This is a genomic window from Acidovorax sp. GW823-FHT02H02 (assembly GCF_058797075.1).
On sequence record NZ_JBXAJH010000003.1, the window covers coordinates 276,277 to 302,308 of the forward strand.

A 26,032-nucleotide genomic window follows, 5' to 3' on the forward strand; every position below is an offset into this window, starting at 1 on the left:
CAAATTTTCGCCAGCATAGGTCTGAATCAAGGTGGCACTACTGCAGGCAACACCTCGCTGCGATCGCCGCAAAACCGCCGAGCCTCCTCCACCAGCCACTCCCGCACCAGCTCCATTGATGGGCTGGGGTGGGTGGTGGTCACAAATGAATACGCTGCGCGCGACAGCACGCTGCGCCCCAGCAGCGGCACCAGGCGCCCGGCCTTCACGTCCTGCAGCACCAGCGCTGCGCGGCCCATGGCAATGCCCTGGCCGGCCAACGCAGCGCCCAGGGCCAGCTGCGACAGGTTGAACTGCTGGCCACCGGCCCAGGGTGGAGGCGTGGCGCCCATCTCGGCAAACCAGTGCTGCCATTCCTCATACGTGTCCGCGCCGTCCCAGGCGCTGCCGTCGTGCAGCAGCCAGTCGCCGCGCAGGTTCTGCGGGCGGGTGATGGGCGGGTGGCGGGCCAGGAACTCGGGGCTGGCCACGGGGATGAGCCATTCGTCCAGGAACACGGTGGCGTTCAGGTCGCGGTAGCCGCCCAGGTCAAAGCGCACGGCAGCTTCGATGCCGCCCTGCACCATGCGGGTGCGGTCCAGGGTGTGGAACTCGCCAAACACGCGCAGCCCGGTGTGTGGGTGCTGGCGAAAGAAATCGCCCAGCCGGGGCGTGAGCCAGCTCATGGCAAACGAGGGCGAGCAGCTCAGCGTGGCGGTGGCGGCCTCTGCCGGCTGGCGCATTTGGGCCAGGGTGCTTTCGATGGCGTCAAAGCTCTCGCGCAGCACCACGGCCAGCCATTTGCCCTCGGGCGTGGGCACCAGGGCGCGCGGCGTGCGCAGGAACAGGGGGCGGCGCAGCCAGTCTTCGAGCTGCTTGACCTGCTGGCTGACAGCGCCCTGGGTGATACACAACTCGGCTGCCGCCTTGGTGAAGCTGCCGTGGCGCGCTGCTGCATCAAAACTGCGCAGCCAGGCAAGCAGGGAAGGAGAGAGGCGAATGTCCATTATCAATACTAATGCATTGCTCACTATAAATGGCTTGTGACAGGCGCGTGACGGGCGAAGAATGTGGGCAAGACGTACCAAGACCAATGTGCCATGACACTTGCCGAACGCCCATCTGCTGTGGATGCCCTGTTGGCCACCCGCCTGCGCAACGCCCAGCCTGCCCTGTGGACCAACCCGGCCCGGCAGGCGCAGCCCGCTGCGGCACTGCCCGCATTAGGGAGAACCATTAGTCTGGATGATACAAAGGCGGCTGCTGCGCGCCTCGTCCGTTTTGCCGGGCTGCTGGCGGAGGTGTTCCCCGAACTGGCTGCCACCGGGGGCGTGGTGGAGTCGCCGCTGCTGCCCGCTGCCGCGCTGCAATCCGCACTGGGCATGGCTGCAAACCAGGGTCGGCTGTTCATCAAGGCCGACCACAGCCTGCCCGTGGCAGGCTCCATCAAGGCGCGCGGCGGCATGCACGAGGTGCTGGAGTTTGCCGAGCGACTGGCGCTGCAGCATGGTCTGGTCGAGCCCGGCGGTGACTACCGCGCGCTGGCCACGCCACAGGCGCGCGAGGTGCTGGGCCGCTACCAGGTGGCGGTGGGTTCCACGGGCAATCTGGGCATGAGCATTGGCGTGGTGGCCTCGGCCCTGGGTTTCCAGGCCACGGTGCACATGTCGGCTGACGCGAAAGAATGGAAAAAGGACCGCCTGCGCCAGCGCGGTGTGCAGGTGGTGGAGCACGCGGGCGACTACGAGCGCGCCGTGGCCGCAGGCCGCGCCGAGGCGGCCAGCAACCCGATGTGCCACTTTGTGGACGATGAGCAATCGTTCTCGCTGCTGCTGGGCTACAGCGCGGCGGCCCTGCACCTGCAAAAGCAGCTGGCCGAGCAGGGCGTGGCGGTGGATGCCGAGCACCCGCTCATCGTCTACCTGCCTTGCGGCGTGGGCGGCGCACCTGCGGGCATCACCTTTGGCCTGCGGCAGGTGCTGGGGCCGCATGTGCACTGCTTTTTTGCCGAGCCGGTGCAGTCGCCGTGTTTTCTGGTGCAGATGCTGGCGGATTCGATGCAGAGCGTGGGCGGTCACCCCTCGGTCTACGACTGGGGCCTGACCAACCGCACCGAGGCCGATGGCCTGGCCGTGCCGCGCGCCTCGCTGCTGGCGGCCGAGCTGATGCGGCCGCTGCTGTCGGGCGTGTTCACTGTGGCTGACGACACCTTGTTTGCGCACCTGGTGCGGGTGCTGGACGCCCTGGGCGAGCGCATCGAGCCCTCGGCCGCCGCGGGCTTCAACGGTCCGGCGATGTTGACGGGCACCACGGCCGGGCAAGCCTGGCTGCGCAGCACGGGCATCGACGCCGTGCTGCCCCAGGCCACGCACCTGGTGTGGACCACGGGCGGTCTGCTGGTGCCCGATGCGCAGTACCAGGGCTTTGTGCAGCGCGGGCGGGCCGTGCTGGCTGCGCAGGGCTGACTTTTTTGCTTTCCCAATCTTTGTGACCTTTGGAGAAACCCCATGAACCGCAAGCAACTGCTTTTGTCTGCCGCCGTCTGTGCCGCCCTGGGGGCCACCGCGTGGGCTCCGGCCCTGGCGCAGGAGGGGGCCTTTCCCACCAAGCCGATCACGCTGGTGATTCCGTTCCCGCCCGGTGGTGCCACCGATGTGCTGGGGCGCCTCATCGGCAAGAAGCTCGGCGACAAGCTGGGCCAGAGCGTGGTGATCGACAACCGCGCGGGGGCGGGCACGGTGATTGGTGCGACGTCGGTGGCGCGGGCCGTGCCGGACGGCTATACGCTGCTCATGAGCTCGGGCACCACCTTCACCGTCAACCCGGCCGTGCGCGCCAAGCTGCCGTATGACCCGGTCAAGAGCTTCGAGCCCATTGGCATCGCGGGGCGCACGGGCCTGATCCTGCTGGCCAACAAGGATGTGCCGGCCAGTGACCTGAAGCAGTTCGTGGCCCTGGTGAAGGCTGCGCCCGACAAGTATTCGTATGGCTCGTTCGGTGCGGGCACCACCTCGCAGTTTGCGGGCGAGATGTTCTTCCATGCGGCGGGCCTCAAGATCCAGCATGTGCCGTACAAGGGCAGTGCGCCCGCGATGACCGACCTGCTGGGCGGGCAGATCCCGTTCACGGTGGACACCGTATCGGCCGCGCTGCCGCAGCTCAAGGACGGCAAGATCAAGGCGATCGCGGTGACCTCCGGCAAACGCTCGGCCCTGTTGCCCAAGGTGCCTACACTGGCGGAAAGTGGCTACCCGGGCCTGGAGATGGACACCTGGCTGGCCATGGTGGCCCCGCGCGGCCTGCCACCGGCCGTGAAGACGCGGCTGGAACAGGCGCTGGCCCAGGTGGTGTCAGACCCCGAGACGCGTGACAAGATGATCGCAGTGGGGTTTGAGCCGTCCTATGCTCCGTCCACGGCACTGGCCGAGCTGATCGACAAGGAGCTGCCGCTGATGCGTGCCATCGCACAGCGCGCTGGCATCACCGCCGACTGAGCGCCGTGTGAACAAGGAGACAAACCCGAGATGACCACAACAAGTCCCCAAGCCCTGGTCGAGCTGACGGCCAATGAATTGCGCCACCGCATCGGCACGCGCGAGATTTCTCCGGTGGAACTGCTCGACGCCTGCATCGCGCGCATCGAGGCGGTGAACCCCTATGTGAATGCCGTCACCGCCACCTGCTACGACCGCGCCCGCACCGAGGCCCAGGCCGCCGAGCAGGCCGTGCTGCGCGGCGAGCCGCTGGGCCTGCTGCATGGCCTGCCCATGGGCGTGAAGGACCTGGAGGCCACGGCGGGCTTGCTGACCACCTATGGATCGCAGATCTACCGCGAGCACATTCCTGCCGAGGACAACGTGCTGGTGGCGCGCCTGCGTGCCGCGGGCGCGATCGTGACCGGCAAGACCAACATCCCCGAGATGGGCGCGGGCGCCAATTCGCGCAACACCGTGTGGGGCGCCACGGGCAACCCGTTCAACCCCCACCTGAACGCCGGGGGCTCGTCGGGTGGCTCGGCCGCTGCGCTGGCGTGCGACATGCTGCCGGTGTGCACGGGCTCGGACACGGGCGGGTCGCTGCGCATTCCGGCGTCCATTTGTGGCGTGGTGGGTTTCAGGCCATCGCCCGGCGTGGTGCCCAGCTCGCGCAAGCTGCTGGGCTGGACGCCGATTTCAGTGGTGGGCCCCATGGGCCGCACGGTGGAAGAAGCCTGCCTGCAGCTGGCTGCATCGGCGGGCATGTCGGCGGGCGACCCGCTGAGCTACCCGCTGGACCCGATGAGTTTCCTTCTGCCCGAAACGGTGGACCTGAGCCGTCTGCGCGTAGCCTATACCGAGGACTTTGGTGCCTGCGCGGTGGACAACGGCATCCGCGCCGTGTTCCGTCAAAAGGTGCAGGCCATGAAGCACCTGTTTGCACGCTGCGATGCCATCGACATCGACCTGGGCGATGTGCACCGCTGCTTTGACGTGCTGCGCGCCGAGGCCTTTGTGGCCAGCACGCGCGAGGCTTACGAGCGCGACCCCGCCAGCCTGGGCCCCAACACCCGCGCCAACTACGAAATGGGCGCCACCATGACGCTGCTGGACAGCGCCTGGGCGCAGGCCGAGCAGACACGCATCCTGGCGCGGTTCCAGAAGCTGTACGAGGACTACGACGTCATCCTGGCGCCCACCACGCCCGTATCGCCCTTTGCCTGGACCGAGCTGTTCGCCAGCCACATCAACGGCGAACCGCAGGCCAACTACTACCGCTGGCTGGCGCTGACGTACGTGACCACGCTCACCACCCACCCGGCGCTGAGCCTGCCCTGCGGGCTGGACGATGCGGGCATGCCGTTTGGCCTGCAGATCGTGGGGCGCTTCCGCGCCGACCGTCACACGCTGGGCGTGGGGCATGCGCTGGAGCAGGCGTTCAAGGGCATTACAGGGCTGGCAAGGCCCCGGCCCGACATCGCCAAGCTGATGCAGACGCACGCCGAGCCTGCTTTGACCTCCATCGTGACCGTGGCACCCGATCCCCGCGACGCCCGCAGCCTGCCGCGCGATGACCGTGCGGCATCGGCCGCGCAGGTGTCGGCTGTTTGAGCAGGAGGAGTAGATGCAAACCCTAGACACCATCGTCATCGGCGCAGGCATTGCCGGGGCCTCCGTGGCCTGGCAACTGGTGCAGCCCGGCGACGCAGGGCAGGGCGCCAGCGTGCTGCTGCTGGAGCGCGAATCGCAGCCCGGTTATCACACCACGGGCCGCTCGGCAGCGCTCTACATGGCGACCTATGGCACGCCCAACATCCAGGCGCTCACCCGCGCCAGCCGCGCTTTTTACGATGCGCCGCCACCCGAGTTTGGCACCGAGCCCATCCTCTCGCCCCGGGGGGTGGTCTATGTCGCCAGGCCGGACCAATTGGACCTGCTGAAGCAGACCTACGACGAAGCGCATGCCGCATCGCCCAATGTGCGCTGGGTGGAACAGGCCGAGCTGCTGGCGATGCTGCCCTGCCTGAAGCCCGAGGCCGTGGCCGCCGGCATGAGCGAGCCCGAGGCGGCCGACATCGACGTGAACGCCCTGCACCAGGGCTACCTGCGTGGCCTGCGCCAGCGCGGCGGCCAGGTGCTGACGAACGCCGAGGTCACGGCCGTGCGCCGCGAAGGCGATGCGTGGCAGGTGACGCTGGCCGATGGGCGGGTGTTTGCCGCCCCCACCATCGTCAACGCTGCAGGCGCCTGGGCCGACGTGGTAGCGGGCCTGGCGGGCGTGCCGCCCATCGGGCTGGAGCCGCGCCGGCGCACGGCGTTTACATTCCCGGTGCCCGAGGGCATGGACGCCACCCACTGGCCCGCCGTGATCGGCATCGACGAGAGCTTTTACTTCAAGCCCGATGCGGGGCAACTGCTGGGCTCACCCGCCAATGCCGACCCCACGCATCCGCACGATGTGGTGCCCGAGGAGCTGGACGTGGCCACCGGGATCTATCACATCGAGGAAATGACCCGCTTCCAGATCCGCCGCCCGTCGCACACCTGGGCCGGGCTGCGCTCGTTTGTGCCGGATGGCGACATGGTGATCGGCTGGGACAACCATGTGCCCGGCTTTTTCTGGCTGGCCGGGCAGGGTGGTTACGGCATCCAGAGTGCTGCGGGGGCCTCGTTGCTGGCGCGGCAGCTGTTGCGCAGCGAGCCGCTGGCGGAAGAACTGCTGCGCGAGGGTGTGGTGGTGGAAGGGTTGTCGCCCGCGCGTTTGCGCTGACCTTGCTTGCGTGGCAAGCAGCCCGGGACTTTCAGAGCCTGTTGACGATTTCGCTCCAACCTTTGGGGCAGCGGTCTTTGCGGGATGGGATGCGCGGTGCGGCGCCTGAAGTGTGCGTGCGCAGTTGCCGGGCGGAACAGGCATTGCGCCTGGCGGTGGGGCAGAAAAGCCGGCGCCTTGCACCAACTGGGGCCACAGAAGCTCGGGGCGGAACCGCCCGGCATCGATGAAGATTGGAGTTTTTGGGCTTTGCCGCTGGCTGGAAAATCGCTGGCGGCTGTGATTTATACAGCGGTTCCAGCCGGCCGGGCCTGAACCTCGGCCCGCGCCGCATGCGCGGGTGTCTGCTGGCGTGCCTGCAGCTGGGTGCGCACAAAAGCCTCGAAATGCTCGGGCAGCAGCGGGCGGCTGAAGTGGTAGCCCTGCACCTGGTCGCAGCCCTGTGCGCGCAGATAGTCCAGTTGCTCGGCGGTTTCCACGCCTTCGGCGATGGTGGTCATGCCCAGGCTGTGGGCGATCTGGACGATGGCGGTGGCAATGGCCTGGTCGTCTGGGTCGGTGCCGATGTCGCGCACGAAGGACTGGTCGATCTTGAGCTGGTTGATGTGAAAGCGCTTGAGGTAGCTGAGCGACGAGTAGCCGGTGCCGAAGTCGTCGATCGACAGGCGGATGCCGCGCTGGCTCAGCTCCTGCATCTTCTGTGCGGCAACTTCGGGGGTTTTCATGGCCACGGCTTCGGTCAGTTCAAGTTCGAGGCCTTCGGGGGGAACGCCAGTTTGCTGCAGCAGCTGGCTGACCATGTCGGTCAGCCCGGGTTGGCCAAACTGCACCGCCGAGAGGTTGACCGCCATGGTCATCATCGGCAGGCCGCTGTCGAGCCAGGCGCGCAGCTGGCGCAGCGCGGTCTGCAGCACCCACTCGCCAATGGGCACGATGAGGCCGTTGGCCTCGGCCAGCGGGATGAATTCGGCCGGCGACACCATACCCCATTGCGGGTGGTTCCAGCGCAGCAGGGCTTCGGCACCGATGATGCAGTCGTCATGCAGCGACACCTGCGGCTGGTACTCGAGGTACAGCTCGCCGCGCGGCAGGGCCTGTTTTAAAGCGTTGCCCAGGGCCAGCATGCGGGAGGAATGCGCCTGCATCTCGGGCGTGAAGAAGCGGTAGCTGTTGCGCCCTTCTTCCTTGACGCGGTACATGGCTGTTTCGGCGTTTTTCAGCAGGGAATCGAGCTGCTGGCCGTCATCGGGTGAGATGGCGATGCCGATGGATGCGGTCACGAACATCTCTTGCCCCGCCACCTGCACCGGCTGTGCCAGCAAGTCCAGCAAGCCGGTGCAGAGCTTGGCGGTTTCGTCCTGGCTGGTGTGGGGTAGCAGGGCGACAAAATCATCGCCCGAGTGGCGCGACAGCGTGGCGTCGTCAGGCAGATCGGAGCGCAGGCGCTGGGAGACTTCCAGCAGCAGCAGGTCGCCCACGTTGTGACCCAGCGAGTCGTTGATGTCCTTGAAACGGTCCAGGTCGATCCACAGTACGGCCAGGGCGGTACTTTGGCGGATGGCGTAATCAAAGTGCTTGCCCAGCATGGTGCGGTTGGGCAGGCCGGTGAGCTGGTCGTGGTGCGAGAGCTGCTGGATGCGCGCGGCGGCCAGTTTGCGCTCGGTCACGTCTTCTTTGTGGGCGAGGTAGTGGGTGACTTCGCCCTCTGCATTGCGCACCGGGTAGATGAGCACCGATTCGGTGTATTCGCGGCCGCTTTTGCTGCGGTTGATGAGATCTCCCTGCCACGATTTTCCTTGCTGGAGCCGGGCCCACATGCCCTGGTAGGTGGCAGCGGGCGTTTTGCCCGATTGCAGGACGTTCGGGTTCTTCCCCAGCACTTCGGCGGCAGTGTATTCGCTGGAGCGGGTGAAGGCGTCGTTCACGTATTCGATGCGGCCTTGCAAGTCGGTGATGACGATGGGCAGAGGACTTTGCGCAACGGCCTGAGAGAGCTTGCGCATGGCCTCTTCGCTCTGCAGGCGCTGGGTGATGTCGCGCGAGATGACCACGAAGTGCTGGCCATGGCCCGGCTGGGGAGGCTTGCGCGCCACCGAGAGCTCGAACCAGCGTTGGCCGTCGGGCACCCTCAAGGGCAGCACCCGGCCGCGCGAGAAGCCCTGCTGGCGTGCTTCTTCCAAGGCGGCCAGGGTGATGTCGGCTGCTTCGGCGGGCAGCGCTTCCTGCAGGGTCTTGCCCAGCAGTAGGCTGGCGGGGGCGGCCAGGCTGCCCGCATGGCCTGCGCGCACATCCACGTAGCGCCCTTCGTCATCGAGTTCCAGCATCGGGTCGGGCAGGGCGTCCAGCGTGGCCTGCAGCTGCTGTTGCGAGGCGCGCAGCAGGGTGTAGGGCTGTTGCACGGTTTCGACAAAGACAGCGCGGTACAAAAAGGCGTAGGCGAGCGCCTTGTAGATGTGGCCCACCGTGTTGTAGGTATCGGTGACGCCGGTGTAGCGCGTGAAGAAAAACTCACTCAGCGCCATGGTGCACGCCGCCGCAAACAGGCCGCTGGTGTTGAAGCTGCGCTGCCGCCGCATGTGCCTGAGCAGCAGCGCGGCGGCGGCCAGGTACAGGGCCATCAATGCATATTCGAAGCCGATCTTGAACGCGGTGAGCCCCTGGCCGGGAACAAAGGTTTCGGGCAACAGGTGCGGGGCCAGAAAAAACAGCCCGTACAAGGCTGCAACCAGCAACAGCACCATGGCCAGCAGCGACCATGCGCAGGGCCGCGAGGCGCTGGTGCTCCAGGGAAGCCATGCCACGGCGAGAAAGGTCAGTGCGCTCAGCAGCCGTGCGGCCAGCCAAAAATGAATGCCCTTTTCGGTGGAGTTGGGGGTGATGAAGTCGGGCATGCCGTTGTACGACAGCATGTGGCCGAAGTCGAGCAGGCCCACGCCAAGGAAGGCGCAGCCCAGCAACAGCGCGTTGCGTGGCAACTGCTCATGCTTTGCGCTCCAGACCACACCAAAGGTGAGCGCTGCCACCACGATCGCCAGCGTCTCCAGCGCCATGTGCAGCGGCAGGTAGTGCGCCACGCCCCGCATGCCGGGCAGGGAGGGCAGTGCCATGACCAGCACCAGCACCAGCAAAAGGGCACCCACGGCACGGATGGACTGGCGTGCTGCGGGCTGGTGGCTGGTGTGTATCAGCATGGGCGGGTGGGTTGCTTCTTGCCCGAGGTGGCGAGAGTGCCCAGCGGAGTATATTTGTATAAGAGTGTAGTGTTTGTGATGATATGTTTATAGGCCATGCGGCTAGTCCGCTGGACCGGGCCAGCCGACGCGCCCCTGACCATGGTCGTTGACGCGCTGCACAAAGGCGCTGGCTTGGGTTTCGGGCAGGCGCAGCTGAAGGGTGACGAGCGAGCCATGTTGCACGCCCAGCAGCTCGGCGCCTGCGGCCTCGATCTCGCGGCGCAGCAAGCCTTCGAGCGCATAGGGCACCAGGCATTGCAGCGTGGCCATGCGTTGCAGCTGCACCTTGGGCGCCGTGAGCAGGGCCTGGGCCACGCAGTCGGTATAGGCACGCACCAGGCCGCCGGCACCCAGCTTGACGCCGCCAAAGTAGCGCACCACCGTGGCCAGCACGCCGTCGAGGTCCTGGTGGCGCAGTACGTCCAGCATGGGGCGCCCGGCGGTGCCGCCGGGCTCGCCGTCGTCCACCGCGGCCGATTGCCCGCCCGCCAGCAGTGCCCAGCAGATATGGGCTGCGCCGGGGTGCTGCTTCCAGAGCGCATCGACATGGACCTGGGCGCTGGCGCGGTCGGCCATGGGCTGCACGCAGCCGATGAAGCGGCTTTTCTTGATGGTGATGTCGCTGTGCGCGGGCGCAGCCAGGGTCTGGGGCATGGGGCGCGAGCTTAACGCGCGTGCCAGACCCAGTGCCAGGCTCGCCGGATTCAATGTGCAGGCTCTAAGGTGCGAATCGGTGGCGTCGAGTGATGCAACAGCTGCAGCAGGTCGAGTTGCTTGGACGTGCCGGTCTTGGAGAATATGTGCTGCAGGTGTGTGCGAATAGTCGGCTCACTGATACCCAGCATATCGGCCGCCTCCGTGCCGCTCAGCCCCTGGGAAAGCGCCTGCAGCACGCGCAGTTCGCCTCCGGTGAGCCCGTGCAGCTTGGCGAAGGCCTCACCCGGCATGCATGTCGCCTGAACAGGATCCTGCATGAAAACTGCGACCGATGCGGCAAAGGACGCAAAAATGCCGTGGCGCTGAGTGCTCTCAATCGGAAGAAGGGTCGCAACGTATCCGCCGCCGAATCCAGCGGGTATCGCCACGAAATGTTCGCCCATGTTCCTCACCGCATCATCACGCGCTGCTTCTTTCATCGCCTTTGCCAGCGCATTGCGAGCCGCCAAATCCGTGGGAACAATCCGATTGTTTACCAAGTGAATCGCATTGCCCATTTTGATCTGGCATTCAGCAGCATGGTTCAAATATACGACGTGACCGTCGCGTGCTGTAAGAAAAACACCAGCAACAAGCCCATTCAATGTGTTTTCCAGCATTTCCGATCTGATCGCCCTGATATCCAGCATTTCGGAGATGGCCAGTGCGCGGCATACATGTGGCGAGAGAATTTTGAAAAGAGTGAGGTCACGTTGTTGAAAATCAGGTTCGTTTTCGCTTCGTGACGCATGCAGGGAGGTCATGCGTTCTTCGGTTTTTATCATGGGGAAGCAGGCCATGTCCTGGAGTCCATACGGTTTTAGTACCTCTTGAAAGAACCGAGTTTCGAGCAACTGGTAACGCTCCATTGAAAATGCCCGGAGGTCCCCGTTATTTGAGTCGATGTTGGCAGCCGCCATTGAATTTTCTGCATAATGATCTTTCAGCATTTGAAAAAACTCTGGCTGATAGCCGAATGCGAACGACTGTTTGTTTTGTACGTTCCGCAGGTCATGAACGAATATTCCGCCCGCTGCGCTTTTGCTGAACTCTGCAATCTTTTGGCAAGTGGACTGCCAGCGCTGCGGATCGAGCGCGCAGTTATAGATCGAACCTATCAGGTTGGTTAATTCTTCAGTAGAAATCACCTCCAAGCCGATCATGGAGTCCCCCAGTTCGCAGGATGTTGAAAAGCCATGCCATGGATTTTCATGAGGACACGGCCCACGCTTGCGTGAAAATTGTACTTGGCCTTCTCGGAATACCGCCGAACCCTCGAAAGATTGGTACCTATTTTTCTGATATCAAACGCATATATATGTAAAAAATTTAATATGCAGAGGGTCTTGTTTCAACTGGCTTTATTTATTGGTGTCATTGCTTCCGATGACGCGTGGGGCAGGTGCGTTGCCTAAGCTCAACGCGTGACCAAGATGCCCTGTGCGCATCGCCGTGGCGATGGTGCATTCATCGGGACGAATGGCTCACAAAGATATAGCTCCAGGAGCCAATGATGACCAAAAAAGCCAATACCTCAGTCAGCGAATTGCCAGGCAGTTCTCTATCTCCCACCTCGCCAGACGAGCGTGAAGCATGCATGGCATGGGAAATTGAAATGGATCGCTTGATCTTGGCGCCTCTGCGTCGATGGCCGATACGATCCTCCATCAGTCGGCTGGGCGCCGTGATTCTCGGTGGCGTGCTACTTGCCTCCTGCGGTCCAGACGTGAATGACGTTGGAATGTCCGCGGCTGCATCGATCAGTGGTGAGTCAGAAAAAGATGCTTCGAGACTGCCGTTGCTGGAACGGCTTGATCACATGGTGGTGAACCAACACAGCACTGCGCACGATTCAGACTTGCCGGGAGTGTCCGTCGCCTCGTATTGACTGTACTTTTGTCATTCGGGTAGTTGGCAAAGCAAGCAAATGCCTCGGGTTACCAAGCCCTTGCCCAGACGGGGGCAAGGGCCGTCACTGCGACAAAAATGCCTTGCCGCCGTAAAATCGCGGGTTACCCACCAAGACCGCGTCCCGCCACGACCCTGGGCGCCCGCACCCTCCGCATGAACGCCCCCGTTGACGTCTCCTTTTTTGCGCGCGCCGCCAAGCCCTTGACCAGCTACCGCCCGTACTGGGCCAAGCGCTTTGGCACGGCCCCGTTCTTGCCGATGAGCCGCGCCGAGATGGAGCAGCTGGGCTGGGACAGCTGCGACGTGGTGCTGGTGACGGGCGACGCCTACATCGACCACCCGAGCTTTGGCATGGCGGTGATCGGGCGCACGCTGGAGGCGCAGGGCTTTCGCGTGGGCATCATCGCCCAGCCCGACTGGCAAAGCGCCGAGCCCTTCAAGGCGCTGGGCAAGCCCAACCTGTTCTGGGGCATTACGGCCGGGAACATGGATTCGATGATCAACCGCTACACGGCTGATCGCAAGATCCGCAGCGACGACGCCTACACCCCCGGCGACGTGGCCGGCAAGCGCCCCGACCGCGCCGCCATCGTCTACAGCCAGCGCTGCCGCGAGGCCTACAAGGACGTGCCCATCGTGCTGGGCGGCATCGAAGGCAGCCTGCGCCGCATTGCGCACTACGACTACTGGAGCGACAAGGTGCGCCGTTCCATCGTGGTCGATTCCAAGTGCGACCTGCTGCTGTTTGGCAACGCCGAGCGCGCCCTGGTCGAGGTGGCGCACCGCATTGCCGCGCGCGAGCCGGTGGAAAACATCACCGACGTGCGCGGCACGGCCTTTGTGCGCCGCACCACGCCTGAAGGCTGGTTCGAGATCGACTCCAGCAGTGTTGATCTGCCGGGCCGCGTGGACGAGCACATCAACCCCTACCAGACCACCAGCGAGCAGGCGGCGGGGCAGGGCAGCAGCTGCAGCAAGGAAGATGCTACGGTTTCAGTAGCTGCTGGCGCAGAAGCAGCGGGCGCTGCAGGCCAAAAAGATGCCAAACCCTCTGGCAGCACCCATGCGCTCACCTTCGTGCCCAACCCCGCCATGCAGGGCAAGCACAAGGGCCCGCCGCGCGAGCGCACCGTGATCCGCCTGCCCAGCTACGAGCAGGTGAAAAGCGACCCGGTGCTGTATGCCCACGCCAACCGCGTGATGCACCTCGAAACCAACCCCGGCAACGCCCGCGCCATGGTGCAGGCGCACGGCGAAGGGGCCACGGCGCGCGATGTGTGGCTGAACCCGCCGCCCGTGCCGCTGACCACGGCCGAGATGGACCACACTTTCGACCTGCCCTACGCGCGCAACCCGCACCCGCGTTATGCCGACGAGCGCGGCCGCCACGACGGCGCCACCAAGATTCCGGCGTGGGAGATGATCCGCTTCTCGATCAACATCATGCGCGGCTGCTTTGGCGGCTGCACCTTCTGCTCGATCACCGAGCACGAGGGGCGCATCATCCAGAGCCGCAGCGAGGATTCGATCATCCGAGAGATCGAGGACATCCGCGACAAGGTGCAGGGCTTCACCGGCACCATCAGCGATCTGGGCGGCCCCACGGCCAACATGTACCGCCTGGGCTGCCGCACGCCCGAGATCGAGGCCGCCTGCCGCAAGCCGAGCTGCGTGTACCCCGGCATCTGCCAGAACCTCACCACCAACCACGACCCGCTCATCCAGATCTACCGTCGGGGCCGTGCGCTCAAGGGCATCAAGAAGATCCTGATCGGCTCGGGCCTGCGCTACGACCTGGCCATCCAGTCGCCCGAGTACGTGAAAGAGCTGGTGCAGCACCATGTGGGCGGCTACCTGAAGATCGCCCCCGAGCACACCGAATCCGGCCCGCTCACCAAGATGATGAAGCCGGGCATCGGCAACTACGACAAGTTCAAGACGCTGTTCGAGAAGTACACGGCCGAAGCGGGCAAGAAGCAGTTCCTGATCCCGTACTTCATCGCCGCCCACCCCGGCACCAGCGACGAGGACATGATGAACCTGGCCATCTGGCTGAAGAAAAACGGCTTCAGGGCCGACCAGGTGCAGGCCTTCTACCCCAGCCCCATGGCCAGCGCCACGGCCATGTACCACACGGGCAAGAACCCGCTGCGCAAGGTCACGCGCGACAGCGAAGAGGTGCCCATCGTGCGCGGCGAAAAGCGCCGCCGCCTGCACAAGGCCTTCTTGCGCTACCACGACCCCAACAACTGGCCGCTGCTGCGCGAGGCGCTCAAGGCCATGGGCCGGGCCGATTTGATCGGTAACGGCAAGCACCACCTGATCCCGACCTTCCAGCCGCTCACCGATGGGGGCTACCAGAGCGCGCGGCGCACCAACTCGACGCCCTCGACGGGTTCTTCACCCGCAGCCCAGCGGGCGGCCGGCGCCACGCCTGGCAAGCCGCAGAAAGGCCGAGTGCTGACCCAGCACACCGGCCTGCCGCCGCGGGTGACTGGCGCGGCCAAACCCGGCGCGCGCAAGCCGCGCCCTTGATCTGATCAGGCCGCCTGGTTTCTGACGGGTCGTTCAGGCCCGGCGCTGATCCTGGCCTGGCCAGGTTGGATCGGCGCTTTCTTGCTGGTGTGCCAGCCGCCATGCCGGGCTTTGCTGTTGTTCTGCGCTCTGTTGGCGGCTTGGCGCAGTGCCGCTTACCCCGAAAGACCGCTGTCGCCAATGCGCCGTGCATACACCGCCAGCACGATGCGTTCTGAGTGCACCAGGTATTCGTTGAGTGCCGTGGCCGCTTGCTGCAGCTTGCCGGCCTCGAACAATTCCAGGATGTTCAGGTTCATCTCTACATAGGGCATGTGCAGAAATTCGGGGTCGTTCAGCAGGCCAAAGGCAAGCCGCAGCTCGGCCAGCACATGGGAAAACATCACGTTCAGGCGCTCGCTGTCGGCCAGCTCGACCACCGCCATGTGGAACTCCATGTTGGCCGTGCCCACGCCTTGCCAGTCGCCGGCATCTCGACAGCACTGGGCCATTTCAACGGCCTGGCGCAGGTGTTTCTTGGCCGGGTGGCGCGGGTAGGCCTGCGCCAGCGCCTGGCATTCGATCAGCCGGCGCACGCGGTAGATGTCGATGATGGACGCGATGCTGGGAATGGCCACAAACACGCCCCGGTTGGGCGCGTGCGTGAGCAGCCCCTCCTTGGTCAGCAGCCGGAACACCTCGCGCAGCGTGTTGCGCGAGATTTCCAGGCTTTCACTCAGGGCCGCCTCGGACAGGCGCTGGCCGGGTGAAAACTCGCCGTGCACGATCTTCTGGCGGATCAGCTCGGCCATGCGGTCGTTGAGGGTCTGGTGGTTGGTCGGTTCGGACTTCATGCCCGGATGGTAATTGCGATAGCGGCGCCAGGGTGCCGAACCGGGTGTGTTTTGCGTGGCGGGCGATGCAAGACGCCCGTCTGCCGCTGGATCAGCCAAAAACCACCATGGCAAGGCAAATATAAGGGTTTATACCAATCACTGTACCAACAGATTGTTGGGCACAATCTCTATTTTGTGAAACACATTGATGTTAATTGTTCAACAAAAATAAAATGTGTCTTGCAAACTTACCTTCCGGCCCGTTTGAATTGCCCATTCGACGGCCATGCGCAGCGGGTCAGATCCCAGCGCCCTGGCCTCGGGGTGGATGAACGTTGGGAACACGCGGTAACGCGAAATGTGTCTGGGGGCAGCCCCAGGTCAAACAAGGATCAATATGCTGAGTGACGTCAATCTGTGGCCGCTGATAGGGGTGGCCATCATCATCGTAGGCTTTGTCCTGCGGTTCAACCCGATGCTGGTGGTGGTGGTGACGGCCATCGGTACGGCCTTTGCTGCCGGGTTTCCTATCGACAAAATCCTGGCCACCATAGGCACCGGATTCATCAAGACGCGCAACCTGCCGCTCATCATCTTGCTGCCGCTGGCAGTGATTGGCCTGTTGGAGCGCCACGGATTGCGCCAGCATGCCCAGAACTGGATCAGCAGCATCAAGTCGGCCACGGCGGGGCGGCTGCTCATCGTCTACCTGGCTGCGCGCCAGCTCACGGCGGCTGTTGGCCTGACCAGCCTGGGAGGGCATCCGCAGATGGTGCGACCGCTGCTGGCCCCCATGGCAGAAGGCGCCACCGAGGCCCGTTACGGCACGCTGCCCGAGCGCATTCGCCACAAGCTGCGCGCCTTCTCGGCCGCAACCGACAACGTGGGCCTGTTTTTTGGTGAAGACATCTTCGTGGCATTTGGCGCCATCGTGCTGATGACCACTTTTCTGCGCGAGGCGGGTATCGATGTGGAGCCGCTGCACGTGGCGGTCTGGGGCATTCCGACCGCGATTTGCGCATTTCTCATCCACGCCTGGCGCCTGTATCGCCTCGACGGTGTGCTGGCCCGTGAGCTGGCCGCCGAGGGGATTGTTTCCCTGAGTGCCGCCGCCAAAACCCCGACCCGAGGAGTCTGATGATGACGATCACGATCCAGCATCTGTATTACCTGGTGGGGGCCGTGCTGGCCTTCACGGCCGTGGCAACCCTCACCGACCGCAGCAATGCCAAGCGCTACAGCACAGGCCTGTTCTGGGCGCTGTATGCACTGGTTTTTCTTGTGGGCGACCTGCTGCCAGCCCTGTGGGTGGGTGTGGGGGCTGTGGCGATGGCGCTGATTGCCGGCTTTGGGGGCGTTGGCGCCGGCAAGCACCAGGGCCCGAGCCCGTCGCAGTACGCTGCCAGCGCCAAGCGCCTGGGCAACAAGCTGTTTGTGCCCGCGCTGGCCATTCCGCTGGTGACCATGGTGGGCACGTTATCGGCCAAGTATCTGGCCATCGGCGGTGCGCCCCTGCTCGACCCCAAGAACACCACCCTGGTGAGCTTGGGCGTGGGCTGCGTGGTCTCGCTGGCCCTGGTTTGCTGGCTGACGCGCGAGACACCGGCCCAGGGCCTGCGCGAATCGCACCGCCTGACCGATGCGCTGGGCTGGGCCCTGGTGCTGCCGCAGATGCTGGGCATGCTGGGCCTGGTGTTCTCTGATGCGGGCGTGGGCAAGGCCGTGGCCTATGTGACCACCACCTACATCAACATGGACGTCCGCTTTGTGGCGGTGGCGGTGTATGTCGTGGGCATGGCGCTGTTCACCGTCATCATGGGCAATGGTTTTGCGGCGTTTCCGGTGATGACGGGTGGCGTGGGCGTGCCGGTGCTGGTGGGCGTGTACCACGGCGATCCGGCGGTGATGGCCGCGGTGGGCATGTTGTCGGGGTACTGCGGCACGCTGCTCACGCCCATGGCTGCCAATTTCAACATCGTACCCGCTGCGCTGCTGGAGTTGCCGGACAAAAATGCCGTCATTCGTGCCCAGGTGCCCACAGCATTGACCTTGCTGGCAGTGAATGTGTTTTTGCTCAACTTCATGATGTTCCGCTGAGGAAAGCCCGCCATGTCCACCCCCGCCGTTGACGCCACCCCGACTGTGCTGCTCACGGGTTTTGAACCGTTCGACAAGGACCCGCTCAACCCCTCCTGGGAGGTGGCTCGCGCCCTGGATGGCTGGCAGCCTGCGGGGACCGTGGTGCGTGCCGTGCAGCTGCCCTGCGTGTTTGGCGAGGCCATCGCGCACCTGGATCGGGCCCTGCAGCAGTGGCGCCCCACGCTGGTGCTCAGTCTGGGCCTGGCCGGTGGCCGCGCCGAACTGACGCCCGAGCGGGTGGCCATCAACGTGGACGATGCCCGCATCGCAGACAACGCGGGCCGCCAGCCGGTGGACGTGGCGGTTCAGCCAGGTGGCCCTGCGGCCTATTTCTCTACCCTGCCGATCAAGGCCATGGTGCGCGACATGCGTGCGCAAGGTGTGCCGGCCGCCGTGTCCAACACGGCAGGCACCTTTGTGTGCAACCATATTTTTTATGCACTCATGCACCGACTGGCTGCGTCGGGTGGCGCGGTGCGCGGCGGCTTCATCCATGTGCCGGCCCTGCCGGCACTGGCCGCCCTGCACCCCGGCATGCCCAGCATGGCGCTGGAAACCCAGGTGCAGGGATTGCAGGTGGCCATCCAGACGGCCCTGGCGGTGCACGCCGATGTGCGCGAAACCGGCGGGCAACTGCATTGAACCCTATTTTTTCTACCCAGCCATGCACTTTGCAGAGCAGGAGAACACGATGAAAATCGATTTGAACAGCGACCTGGGCGAAAGCCTGGGCGCGTGGACCATGGGCGACGACGCCGCCATGCTGGGCATTGTGAGCAGCGCCAATGTGGCCTGTGGCTTTCACGCGGGCGACCCGGCAGGTATTTTGCAGACGCTGCGGGCCGCCCAGGAGCGTGGCGTGGTGGTGGGTGCCCATGTGGCTTACCCCGACCTGCAGGGCTTTGGCCGGCGCGCCATGGATGTGGCCAGCGCCGACCTGGTGGCCGATGTGATCTACCAGATCGGCGCGTTGCAAGGCCTGGCCGCTGCGGCGGGCACCACGGTGCGCTACGTCAAGCCGCATGGTGCGCTGTACAACACCATCGCGCAAGATGCGCGCCAGGCCCAAGACGTCATCACCGCCATCCGCGCCATCGACCCCGGTCTGGTGCTGGTGGCCCTGGCCGGCGCACCGCTGGTGCAGTGGGCCCGCGATGCGGGCCTGCGCGTCGTGTCCGAAGCCTTTGCCGACCGCGCCTACACACCGGCCGGTGCGCTGGTGTCGCGCCGCGAAAAAGGCGCGGTACTGCACGATCCCGAGCTGATCGCCCGGCGCATGGCGCGCCTGGTACGCGAGGGGGTTGTCGAGGCCATCGACGGCAGCCTGGTGCGCATCGAGGCCGACTCCATCTGCGTGCATGGCGATAGCCCTGATGCGGTAGCCATTGCCCGCCAGCTGCGGGCCTGCCTGGAGCAGGACGGCATCGCCATCGCTTCATTCGCGGGGTAGGCCGTTATGCGTTTTTTGCCCGTCAACTTGAATGCGCTGCTGGTTGAGCTGGCCGATCTCGAGCAGACCCTGGCGCTGCTGGCCTCGCTGCAGAGAGCGCCCTTGCCGGGCGTGCAAGAGCTGGTGCCCGCTGCTCGGACCATTCTGGTGCGCTTTCGCCCCGCGGCCACCAGCGCGGCTGAACTGGTCCGGCAAATTGCGGGCCGGGACATTTCGCAGCGCGCCGAGCGCAGCAGCACCCTGGTCGAGATCCCCGTGCACTACGACGGCGAAGACCTGGCCGAAGTGGCGCAGATCCTGGGCATCACGCCCGAAGAAGTGGTGCGCCGCCACACCGGCAGCGAATACACCGTGGCCTTCACCGGCTTTGCCCCGGGCTTTGCCTACCTGAGCGGTGGCCACCCCAGCCTGAACGTGCCGCGCCGCAGCACGCCGCGCACCCGCATACCGGCAGGCGCCGTGGGCCTGGCGGGCAGCTTCAGTGGCGTCTACCCGCAGGCCAGCCCTGGCGGCTGGCAGATCATTGGTGTGACACCCTTGGCCATGTGGGACCTTGACCGTGCCCAGCCCGCTCTGCTGCAGCCCGGTTACCGCGTGCGATTCGTGGATATTGCTACACAATCAATAGCTGATAGTGAAATAAAACCAACGGCTACAGGCCAAAAAGGCCCTGAAAATGCTGCGTGCCGTTCGGCGCAGGCACTTGCGCCGGACCAGGCTGCGCTGAGGGTGCGCGCCACCGGCCTGCTCACCGTGTTTCAGGATCTGGGGCGCCAGGGCCAGGCGGGGCAGGGCGTGTCGGAGTCGGGCGCCATGGACCAGTCTGCCCTCAAGGTCGCCAACCGGCTGGTGGGCAACGCCAGCAACGCTGCAGCGCTCGAAACGGTAGGGGGCGGCCTGCAACTGCAAAGCCTGGGCGAGACCGTGGTGGCTGTCACCGGTGCCGACGCGCCCCTGGATCTGACCACTGCAGACGGTCGCCGCTGGAGCCTGCCGCGCCACGCCCCCGTGGCGCTGGCCCATGGCGACACCCTGGCAGTGGGCCAGCCCCGGGCGGGCGCGCGTTGCTACGTGGCCGTGCGTGGCGGCTTTGATGTGGCCGCTGTCATGGGCAGCTGCGCCACCGACACCCTGGCCCATGTCGGGCCCGCACCGTTGTCTGTGGGTGACATGCTGGGCGTGCGGCCCGCCAGCACCAGCGCGGTGGTGGGCGCTGCCGATCTGGCCACCGACGACCTGCCCACACTGGAGCAGGAGGTGGTGCTGGACGTGGTCATGGGCCCGCGCACCGACTGGTTCACCGCCGAGGCCATTGCACGGCTGGCCACCCAGCGCTGGCAGGTCACGCCCCAGTCCAACCGGGTGGGTCTGCGCCTGGCGGGCGAACTGCCGCTGGACCGTGCCATTTCCGGCGAGCTGCCCAGCGAGGGCACTGCCCTGGGGGCGCTGCAGGTGCCGCCCAGCGGCCAACCCGTGCTGTTTCTGGCCGACCACCCGCTCACCGGCGGCTATCCCGTCATTGGCGCCGTGGCGCCCTACCATCTGGACCGCGCGGGGCAGATCCCCGTCGGGGCCTGGTTGCGTTTCAACCCCATTCGCCCCTTTGCAGAGCTTTCGCCCAGCGTTTGAAAGAGTCAACCATGAAAAAAGTCTTGATTGCCAATCGCGGCGAAAACGGCCGCGCCGCGGGCGTTTCTCTACATCGCTGTGCCTGCGTAGCAGGTGACGGCGAACTCGCCACCCTTCACGTTTTCGAGGCGAAAGGTTTGATGCCATGAAAAAAGTTCTGATTGCCAATCGCGGCGAGATCGCCGTCCGCATCGCCCGCGCCTGTGCCGATTACGGAGTGCAGTCGGTGGCGGTGTATGCCAATGCCGACATCGATGCGCTGCATGCACGCATGGCTGATGAGGCCTATGGCCTCGATGGCGACCGGCCGGCCGACACCTATCTGAACATCGCCAAGCTGCTGGAGGTCGCCCGAAAGAGCGGTGCCGACGCTGTGCACCCAGGCTACGGTTTCCTGTCGGAAAACCAGGCTTTTGCCCAGGCAGTGATCGATGCCGGCCTGGCGTGGATCGGCCCACCACCCGCCACCATCGCCCAGCTGGGCGACAAGGTTCAGGCACGCAAGATTGCGCTGCAGGTGGGTGCGCCCCTGGTGGTGGGAACGCCCGACCCGGTCAAGGATGCCAGCGAGGTGCTGGCGTTTGCCGAGCAGCACGGCCTGCCCATCATCATCAAGGCGGCCTTTGGCGGCGGCGGGCGTGGCATGAAGATCGCCTGGCGCATGGACGAGGTGGCCGAGCTGTTCGACTCCGCCGTGCGCGAGGCCGTGACGGCCTTTGGCCGTGGCGAGTGCTTTGTCGAGCAGTTTCTGGACAAGCCTCGCCACATCGAGGCCCAGGTGTTGGCGGACACCCATGGCAACGTGGTGGTGCTGGGCACGCGCGATTGCTCGCTGCAGCGGCGCAACCAAAAACTGGTGGAAGAGGCCCCAGCGCCATTTTTGACCGATGCCCAGCGCGAGCGCATCCACAGCTCGGCGCGCGACATCTGCGCGGCCGCCGGCTATGTGAGTGCGGGTACGGTGGAGTTTCTGCTCAGCCAGAGCGGCGCCATCTCGTTCCTGGAGGTCAACACCCGCTTGCAGGTCGAGCACCCCGTGACGGAGCAGACCACCGGCGTGGACCTGGTGGTGGAGCAGCTGCGCGTGGCCGACGGCCTGCCGCTGTCTGTGGCGCAGACGCCCGCGCCGCTGGGCCATGCTATCGAGTTTCGTATCAACGCCGAAGACGTGGGCCGGGGCTTTCTGCCCACACCCGGCCCGGTGCAGCGTTTTGATGCGCCCTCGGGCCCCGGCGTGCGCCTGGACACGGGCGTGCAGACGGGCTCGGTGGTTCCGGGCACGTTCGACTCGCTCATGGCCAAGCTGATCGTGACCGGTGCCACCCGCGAGCAGGCACTTGTGCGTGCTCGCCGTGCGTTGCGCGAGTTTCAGATCGAGGGCGTGGCCTCGGTGCTGCCGTTCCACCGCGCGGTTATCGACCACCCCGACTTCGTGGGCGCCGATGGTTTCAAGGTGCATACGCGCTGGATTGAATCCGACTTTGCCGCGCCGCTGGCCGCCTCGATCCAGGCGCAGGCGCGCGCTGAACCACAGCCCGACGCCAGCTTGCTGCGCACCGCCATCGAGATCGACGGCCGCCGCGTCCATCTGGGCCTGCCCGCCGTGCTGCTGCAGGGGTTGGCGAATGTGTCCGGCGGGGCGGCACAGGTGACGGCACCCGAATTGGCGGTGGATGCCGGCGCGGTCACCTCGCCCATTGCGGGCAACCTGCACGCCTGGAAGGTGGCCGAGGGCGACCTGGTGCAGGACGGTGACGTGATCGCCGTGATGGAAGCCATGAAGATGGAAATGCAGGTCACCGCGCATGGCAGTGGCCGCATCACGCTGACCGCAGAGGCCGGCACCAGCCAGGCGCTGGGGGCGGTGATTGCGCGGATTGCGGGACTCTGATTGCCGCAGGGCCGCTGCCTGCGCTGCTCGATCTTTTCGCCCATGAAAAAACCGCCCGAGGGCGGTTTTTGTGTGGCTGCTGGGAGGCTCAGACCACCTTGGCAATGGCCTGGCAGACGTAGTCGATGTTCTTGCTGTTGAGCGCAGCCACGCACATGCGGCCGGTGTCGGTGCCGTACACGCCGAACTCGCTGCGCAGGCGCACCATCTGGTCCTTGGACAGGCCCGAGTAGCTGAACATGCCGATCTGGGTGGTGATGAAGGACATGTCCTTGCTCACGCCAGCGGCCTTCAGGCCATCGACCAGCTTTTGGCGCATGGCCTTGATGCGCACGCGCATCTCGCCCAGTTCCTTTTCCCACAGTGCGCGCAGTTCGGGGTTGCCCAGCACGGCAGCCACGATGGCGCCACCGTGGGTGGGCGGGTTGGAGTAGTTGGTGCGGATGGCGATCTTGAGCTGGCTCAGCACGCGGTCGGCTTCTTCCTTGCTGCTGCCGACCACGCTCAGGGCGCCCACGCGCTCGCCGTACAGGCTGAAGCTCTTGGAGAAGCTGGTGGAGACGAAGATGTTCAGGCCAGCGGCCACAAACTTGGCGATCACGGCGCCGTCTTCGGCGATGCCGTAGCCAAAGCCCTGGTAGGCCATGTCCAGGAAGGCGGTGAGGTTGCGTGCCTTCACGGCGGCGATCACCTGGTCCCATTGGGCGGGGGTGATGTCGTAGCCGGTGGGGTTGTGGCAGCAGGCGTGCAGCAGCACGATGGTGCCTTCGGCGGCGGCGTTCAGCTTGGCCAGCATGCCGTCGAAGTTGATGCCGCCCAGGCCGCCGTTGGCGCTTTGGTCGAAGTAGGGGTAGGTGTCGACAGGGAAGCCGGCGTTGGTGAACAAGGCGCGGTGGTTTTCCCAGCTGGGGTCGGAAATCAGCACGGTGGCGTTGGGGCTGATCTTTTTCAGGAAGTCGGCGCCGATCTTCAGGCCGCCGGTGCCGCCAATGGCTTGCACGGTGGCCACGCGGCCGCTCTTGACCACGTCGGAGTCCGCACCGAACACCAGGCCCTTCACGGCGGCGTCGTAGGCGGCAATACCGTCGATGGGCAGGTAGCCACGGGCGGTGGGCTTGTCCATCATGGCCTTTTCAGCGGCCTGCACGCACTGCAGCAGGGGCAGCTTGCCGTTGTCGTCGAAATAAACGCCCACGCCCAGGTTGACCTTGTTGGGGTTGGTGTCTGCGGCGAATTGTTCGTTCAGCCCCAGGATGGGGTCGCGGGGGGCCATTTCGACGGCGGTGAACAGAGACATGAAAATCCTTGAAAGGTTGTCAGTAGCGAAGAATCCGGGCGTGGTGTACTGTGCCGGGTTCCGCCGATTTTAACGGGCGGCCTGCTCGTCCCGTTGACCACGCCCCATGCCAGATATCACCGAAGTCATCACTGAAAAGCAGGACGGCGAGTGCGTCCGCTTCCCCGATTCCCCCTTCGAACTGTTCCAGCCCTATCCGCCGGCGGGCGACCAGCCCGAGGCCATTGCCAAGCTGGTGGAGGGTCTGCAGGACGGCGAGACCTTCCAGACGCTGCTCGGTGTGACGGGCTCGGGCAAGACCTTCACCATGGCCAATGTGATCGCGCGCATGGGCCGCCCTGCCATCGTGTTCGCGCCCAACAAGACGCTGGCCGCGCAGCTGTACAGCGAGTTCCGCGAGTTCTTCCCCAGGAACGCCGTCGAATACTTCGTGAGCTACTACGACTACTACCAGCCAGAGGCTTACGTGCCCCAGCGCGACCTGTTCATCGAGAAGGACAGCGCGATCAACGAGCACATCGAGCAGATGCGATTGAGCTGTACCAAGAGCCTGATGGAGCGCAAGGACGTAGTCATCGTGGCCACCGTGTCGGCGATCTACGGCATTGGCGAGCCCGAGAGCTACCACCGCATGGTGATGACATTGCGCACGGGCGACAAGCTGGGCCAGCGCGATGTGATTGCCCAGTTGATCCGCATGCAGTACCAGCGCAACGAAGCGGACTTTTCGCGCGGCAAGTTCCGCGTGCGGGGCGACACCATCGACGTGTTCCCGGCCGAGCATTCCGAGCTGGCGATGCGCATCGAGCTGTTTGATGACGAGATCGAGAGCCTGCAGCTGTTCGACCCGCTCACGGGACGCGTCAAGCAGAAGATTCCGCGCTTCACCGTGTACCCCAGCAGCCACTACGTGACCCCGCGCGACAAGGTGCTGGCGGCAGTGGAGACCATCAAGCTGGAGCTGGCCGAGCGCCTGCAGCAGCTGCTGGCCGACGGCAAGCTGGTGGAGGCCCAGCGGCTGGAGCAGCGCACACGCTTTGACCTGGAGATGCTCAGCGAGGTAGGGCACTGCAAGGGCATCGAGAATTACACGCGCCACCTGTCGGGCGCCGCGCCGGGCGACCCGCCGAGCACGCTGACCGACTACATGCCCAAGAACGCCATCATGTTCCTGGACGAGAGCCACCAGATGATCGGCCAGCTCAACGCCATGTACAGCGGCGACCGATCACGCAAGACCACGCTGGTGGAATATGGTTTTCGCCTGCCATCGGCGCTGGACAACCGCCCGCTCAAGTTCGAGGAGTTCGAGCAGCGCATGCGGCAGGTGATCTTTGTTTCGGCCACGCCGGCCGACTATGAAAAAACCCATTCGGGCCAGATCGTGGACCAGGTGGTACGTCCCACCGGCCTGGTGGACCCGGTGGTGGAAGTGCGTCCCGCCACCCACCAGGTGGATGATGTGCTGCAGGAAATACGCATTCGCGTTGAAAAGCATGAACGCGTACTCATTACCACGCTGACCAAGCGCATGGCCGAGCAGCTGACCGACTATCTGACGGACAACGGCGTGAAGGTGCGCTACCTGCACAGCGACGTGGACACCGTGGAGCGCGTCGAAATCATCCGCGATCTGCGCCTGGGGGCGTTCGACGTGCTGGTGGGCATCAACCTGCTGCGCGAAGGGCTGGACATTCCCGAGGTGTCGCTTGTGGCCATCCTGGACGCCGACAAGGAAGGCTTCCTGCGCGCCGAGCGCAGCCTGATCCAGACCATCGGCCGCGCGGCGCGCAATCTGAACGGCAAGGCCATCCTGTATGCCGACCGGATGACCGACTCGATGAAAAAAGCCATCGGCGAGACGGAACGTCGGCGCGTCAAGCAGATCGCACACAACAAGGCCCACGGAATCACGCCACGCAGCATTGTCAAGCGGGTAAGAGACCTGATTGACGGGGTTTACAGCGAAAAGGCCGGCAAGGACGCCGAGCGGCTGGAGCAGGAAGCGATACAGCGTGCGCAGGTGGAGGACATGTCGGAGAAGGATGTGGCGCGCGAGATCAAGCGTCTGGAAAAACTCATGCTGGAACATGCGCGCAACCTGGAATTCGAGCAGGCAGCACGCGTGCGCGACCAGTTGACACGGCTCAAGGACCAGGCTTTTGGAGCGCATGGCAGCGATTCAGTGGCACTCTGAACGCGTGTGCCCTA

The 26,032-nt window shown here is 65.0% G+C and carries 20 protein-coding genes; 14 read left to right on the forward strand and 6 right to left on the reverse strand.

The genetic code is table 11. From position 1 onward, the window contains the following. Window positions 1-26: 26 nt before the first annotated feature. On the reverse strand, window positions 27-986 hold the full coding sequence (locus tag AC1RDS_RS04915) for a LysR substrate-binding domain-containing protein (RefSeq protein ID WP_287880056.1): 960 nt from the start codon (window positions 984-986) through the stop codon (window positions 27-29). A 93-nt stretch (window positions 987-1,079) separates the two neighbouring features. On the opposite strand from AC1RDS_RS04915, the gene dsdA reads away from it, so the two are divergent. From dsdA to AC1RDS_RS04935, 4 genes are read left to right on the forward strand one after another with little or no spacing between them, the layout of a single operon-like run. After that, window positions 1,080-2,444 carry a D-serine ammonia-lyase gene (gene dsdA, locus AC1RDS_RS04920; protein WP_287880059.1) on the forward strand — a complete coding sequence of 455 codons (1,365 nt, stop codon included), beginning with the start codon at window positions 1,080-1,082 and terminating at the stop codon, window positions 2,442-2,444. Between the two features lie 42 nt (window positions 2,445-2,486). Beyond that, window positions 2,487-3,473: a Bug family tripartite tricarboxylate transporter substrate binding protein gene (locus tag AC1RDS_RS04925; protein WP_287880061.1), complete on the forward strand. Its 987-nt coding sequence runs from the start codon at window positions 2,487-2,489 to the stop codon at window positions 3,471-3,473. Window positions 3,474-3,503: 30 nt separating this feature from the next. Next, window positions 3,504-5,066, forward strand: coding sequence for an amidase (locus tag AC1RDS_RS04930; RefSeq protein WP_348682586.1), 1,563 nt, complete (start codon window positions 3,504-3,506; stop codon window positions 5,064-5,066). 13 nt (window positions 5,067-5,079) lie between these two features. Further along, window positions 5,080-6,225 carry an NAD(P)/FAD-dependent oxidoreductase gene (locus tag AC1RDS_RS04935; protein WP_348682588.1) on the forward strand — a complete coding sequence of 382 codons (1,146 nt, stop codon included), beginning with the start codon at window positions 5,080-5,082 and terminating at the stop codon, window positions 6,223-6,225. Window positions 6,226-6,509: 284 nt separating this feature from the next. Here the strand turns inward: AC1RDS_RS04935 and AC1RDS_RS04940 are convergent, their stop codons facing one another. The 3 genes from AC1RDS_RS04940 to AC1RDS_RS04950 form a co-directional block, all read right to left on the reverse strand. Beyond that, a complete protein-coding gene (locus AC1RDS_RS04940; RefSeq protein ID WP_348682590.1) occupies window positions 6,510-9,416 on the reverse strand; it encodes a bifunctional diguanylate cyclase/phosphodiesterase in 2,907 nt (968 codons plus the stop codon). 102 nt (window positions 9,417-9,518) lie between these two features. Next, window positions 9,519-10,112 (reverse strand): IMPACT family protein, encoded by a 594-nt coding sequence (locus AC1RDS_RS04945; RefSeq protein WP_348682591.1) that lies wholly within the window; start codon window positions 10,110-10,112, stop codon window positions 9,519-9,521. Window positions 10,113-10,162: 50 nt separating this feature from the next. After that, window positions 10,163-11,317, reverse strand: coding sequence for a helix-turn-helix transcriptional regulator (locus AC1RDS_RS04950; RefSeq protein ID WP_348682592.1), 1,155 nt, complete (start codon window positions 11,315-11,317; stop codon window positions 10,163-10,165). 350 nt (window positions 11,318-11,667) lie between these two features. Between AC1RDS_RS04950 and AC1RDS_RS04955 the strand changes: the two genes are divergently transcribed. Together AC1RDS_RS04955 and AC1RDS_RS04960 are read left to right on the forward strand one after the other, a co-directional pair. Then, window positions 11,668-12,042 (forward strand): hypothetical protein, encoded by a 375-nt coding sequence (locus tag AC1RDS_RS04955; protein ID WP_139285367.1) that lies wholly within the window; start codon window positions 11,668-11,670, stop codon window positions 12,040-12,042. Between the two features lie 176 nt (window positions 12,043-12,218). Beyond that, window positions 12,219-14,600, forward strand: a complete 2,382-nt coding sequence (locus AC1RDS_RS04960; RefSeq protein ID WP_348682595.1) for a YgiQ family radical SAM protein — start codon at window positions 12,219-12,221, stop codon at window positions 14,598-14,600. Window positions 14,601-14,755: 155 nt separating this feature from the next. Here AC1RDS_RS04960 and AC1RDS_RS04965 read toward each other — a convergent pair whose 3' ends face one another. Further along, window positions 14,756-15,433, reverse strand: a complete 678-nt coding sequence (locus AC1RDS_RS04965; RefSeq protein ID WP_348682596.1) for a GntR family transcriptional regulator — start codon at window positions 15,431-15,433, stop codon at window positions 14,756-14,758. A 379-nt stretch (window positions 15,434-15,812) separates the two neighbouring features. On the opposite strand from AC1RDS_RS04965, the gene AC1RDS_RS04970 reads away from it, so the two are divergent. The 7 genes from AC1RDS_RS04970 to AC1RDS_RS05000 are packed head-to-tail and all read left to right on the forward strand — an operon-like array spanning window position 15,813 to window position 22,524. Next, complete coding sequence (locus AC1RDS_RS04970; RefSeq protein ID WP_092698858.1) at window positions 15,813-16,553, forward strand: DUF969 domain-containing protein; 741 nt, start codon at window positions 15,813-15,815, stop codon at window positions 16,551-16,553. 2 nt (window positions 16,554-16,555) lie between these two features. Next, window positions 16,556-17,512, forward strand: a complete 957-nt coding sequence (locus AC1RDS_RS04975) for a DUF979 domain-containing protein (RefSeq protein WP_092698957.1) — start codon at window positions 16,556-16,558, stop codon at window positions 17,510-17,512. A gap of 12 nt (window positions 17,513-17,524) precedes the next feature. Further along, window positions 17,525-18,196, forward strand: coding sequence for a pyroglutamyl-peptidase I (gene pcp, locus AC1RDS_RS04980; RefSeq protein WP_092698860.1), 672 nt, complete (start codon window positions 17,525-17,527; stop codon window positions 18,194-18,196). Window positions 18,197-18,245: 49 nt separating this feature from the next. Beyond that, window positions 18,246-19,004: a LamB/YcsF family protein gene (locus AC1RDS_RS04985; RefSeq protein ID WP_348682597.1), complete on the forward strand. Its 759-nt coding sequence runs from the start codon at window positions 18,246-18,248 to the stop codon at window positions 19,002-19,004. Between the two features lie 6 nt (window positions 19,005-19,010). After that, window positions 19,011-20,633 carry a 5-oxoprolinase subunit PxpB gene (gene pxpB, locus AC1RDS_RS04990; RefSeq protein WP_092698862.1) on the forward strand — a complete coding sequence of 541 codons (1,623 nt, stop codon included), beginning with the start codon at window positions 19,011-19,013 and terminating at the stop codon, window positions 20,631-20,633. An 11-nt stretch (window positions 20,634-20,644) separates the two neighbouring features. Continuing rightward, window positions 20,645-20,782: a hypothetical protein gene (locus tag AC1RDS_RS04995; protein WP_159433785.1), complete on the forward strand. Its 138-nt coding sequence runs from the start codon at window positions 20,645-20,647 to the stop codon at window positions 20,780-20,782. Further along, window positions 20,779-22,524, forward strand: a complete 1,746-nt coding sequence (locus tag AC1RDS_RS05000; protein ID WP_092698864.1) for an acetyl/propionyl/methylcrotonyl-CoA carboxylase subunit alpha — start codon at window positions 20,779-20,781, stop codon at window positions 22,522-22,524. The genes AC1RDS_RS04995 and AC1RDS_RS05000 overlap by 4 nt, the downstream gene beginning before the upstream one ends. Window positions 22,525-22,612: 88 nt before the next feature. Here the strand turns inward: AC1RDS_RS05000 and AC1RDS_RS05005 are convergent, their stop codons facing one another. Then, window positions 22,613-23,821 carry an amino acid aminotransferase gene (locus AC1RDS_RS05005; protein ID WP_348682599.1) on the reverse strand — a complete coding sequence of 403 codons (1,209 nt, stop codon included), beginning with the start codon at window positions 23,819-23,821 and terminating at the stop codon, window positions 22,613-22,615. A 106-nt stretch (window positions 23,822-23,927) separates the two neighbouring features. Here AC1RDS_RS05005 and uvrB point away from each other — a divergent pair, with 106 nt between their 5' ends. Beyond that, window positions 23,928-26,018, forward strand: coding sequence for an excinuclease ABC subunit UvrB (uvrB, locus tag AC1RDS_RS05010; RefSeq protein WP_348682600.1), 2,091 nt, complete (start codon window positions 23,928-23,930; stop codon window positions 26,016-26,018). Window positions 26,019-26,032: the final 14 nt, after the last annotated feature.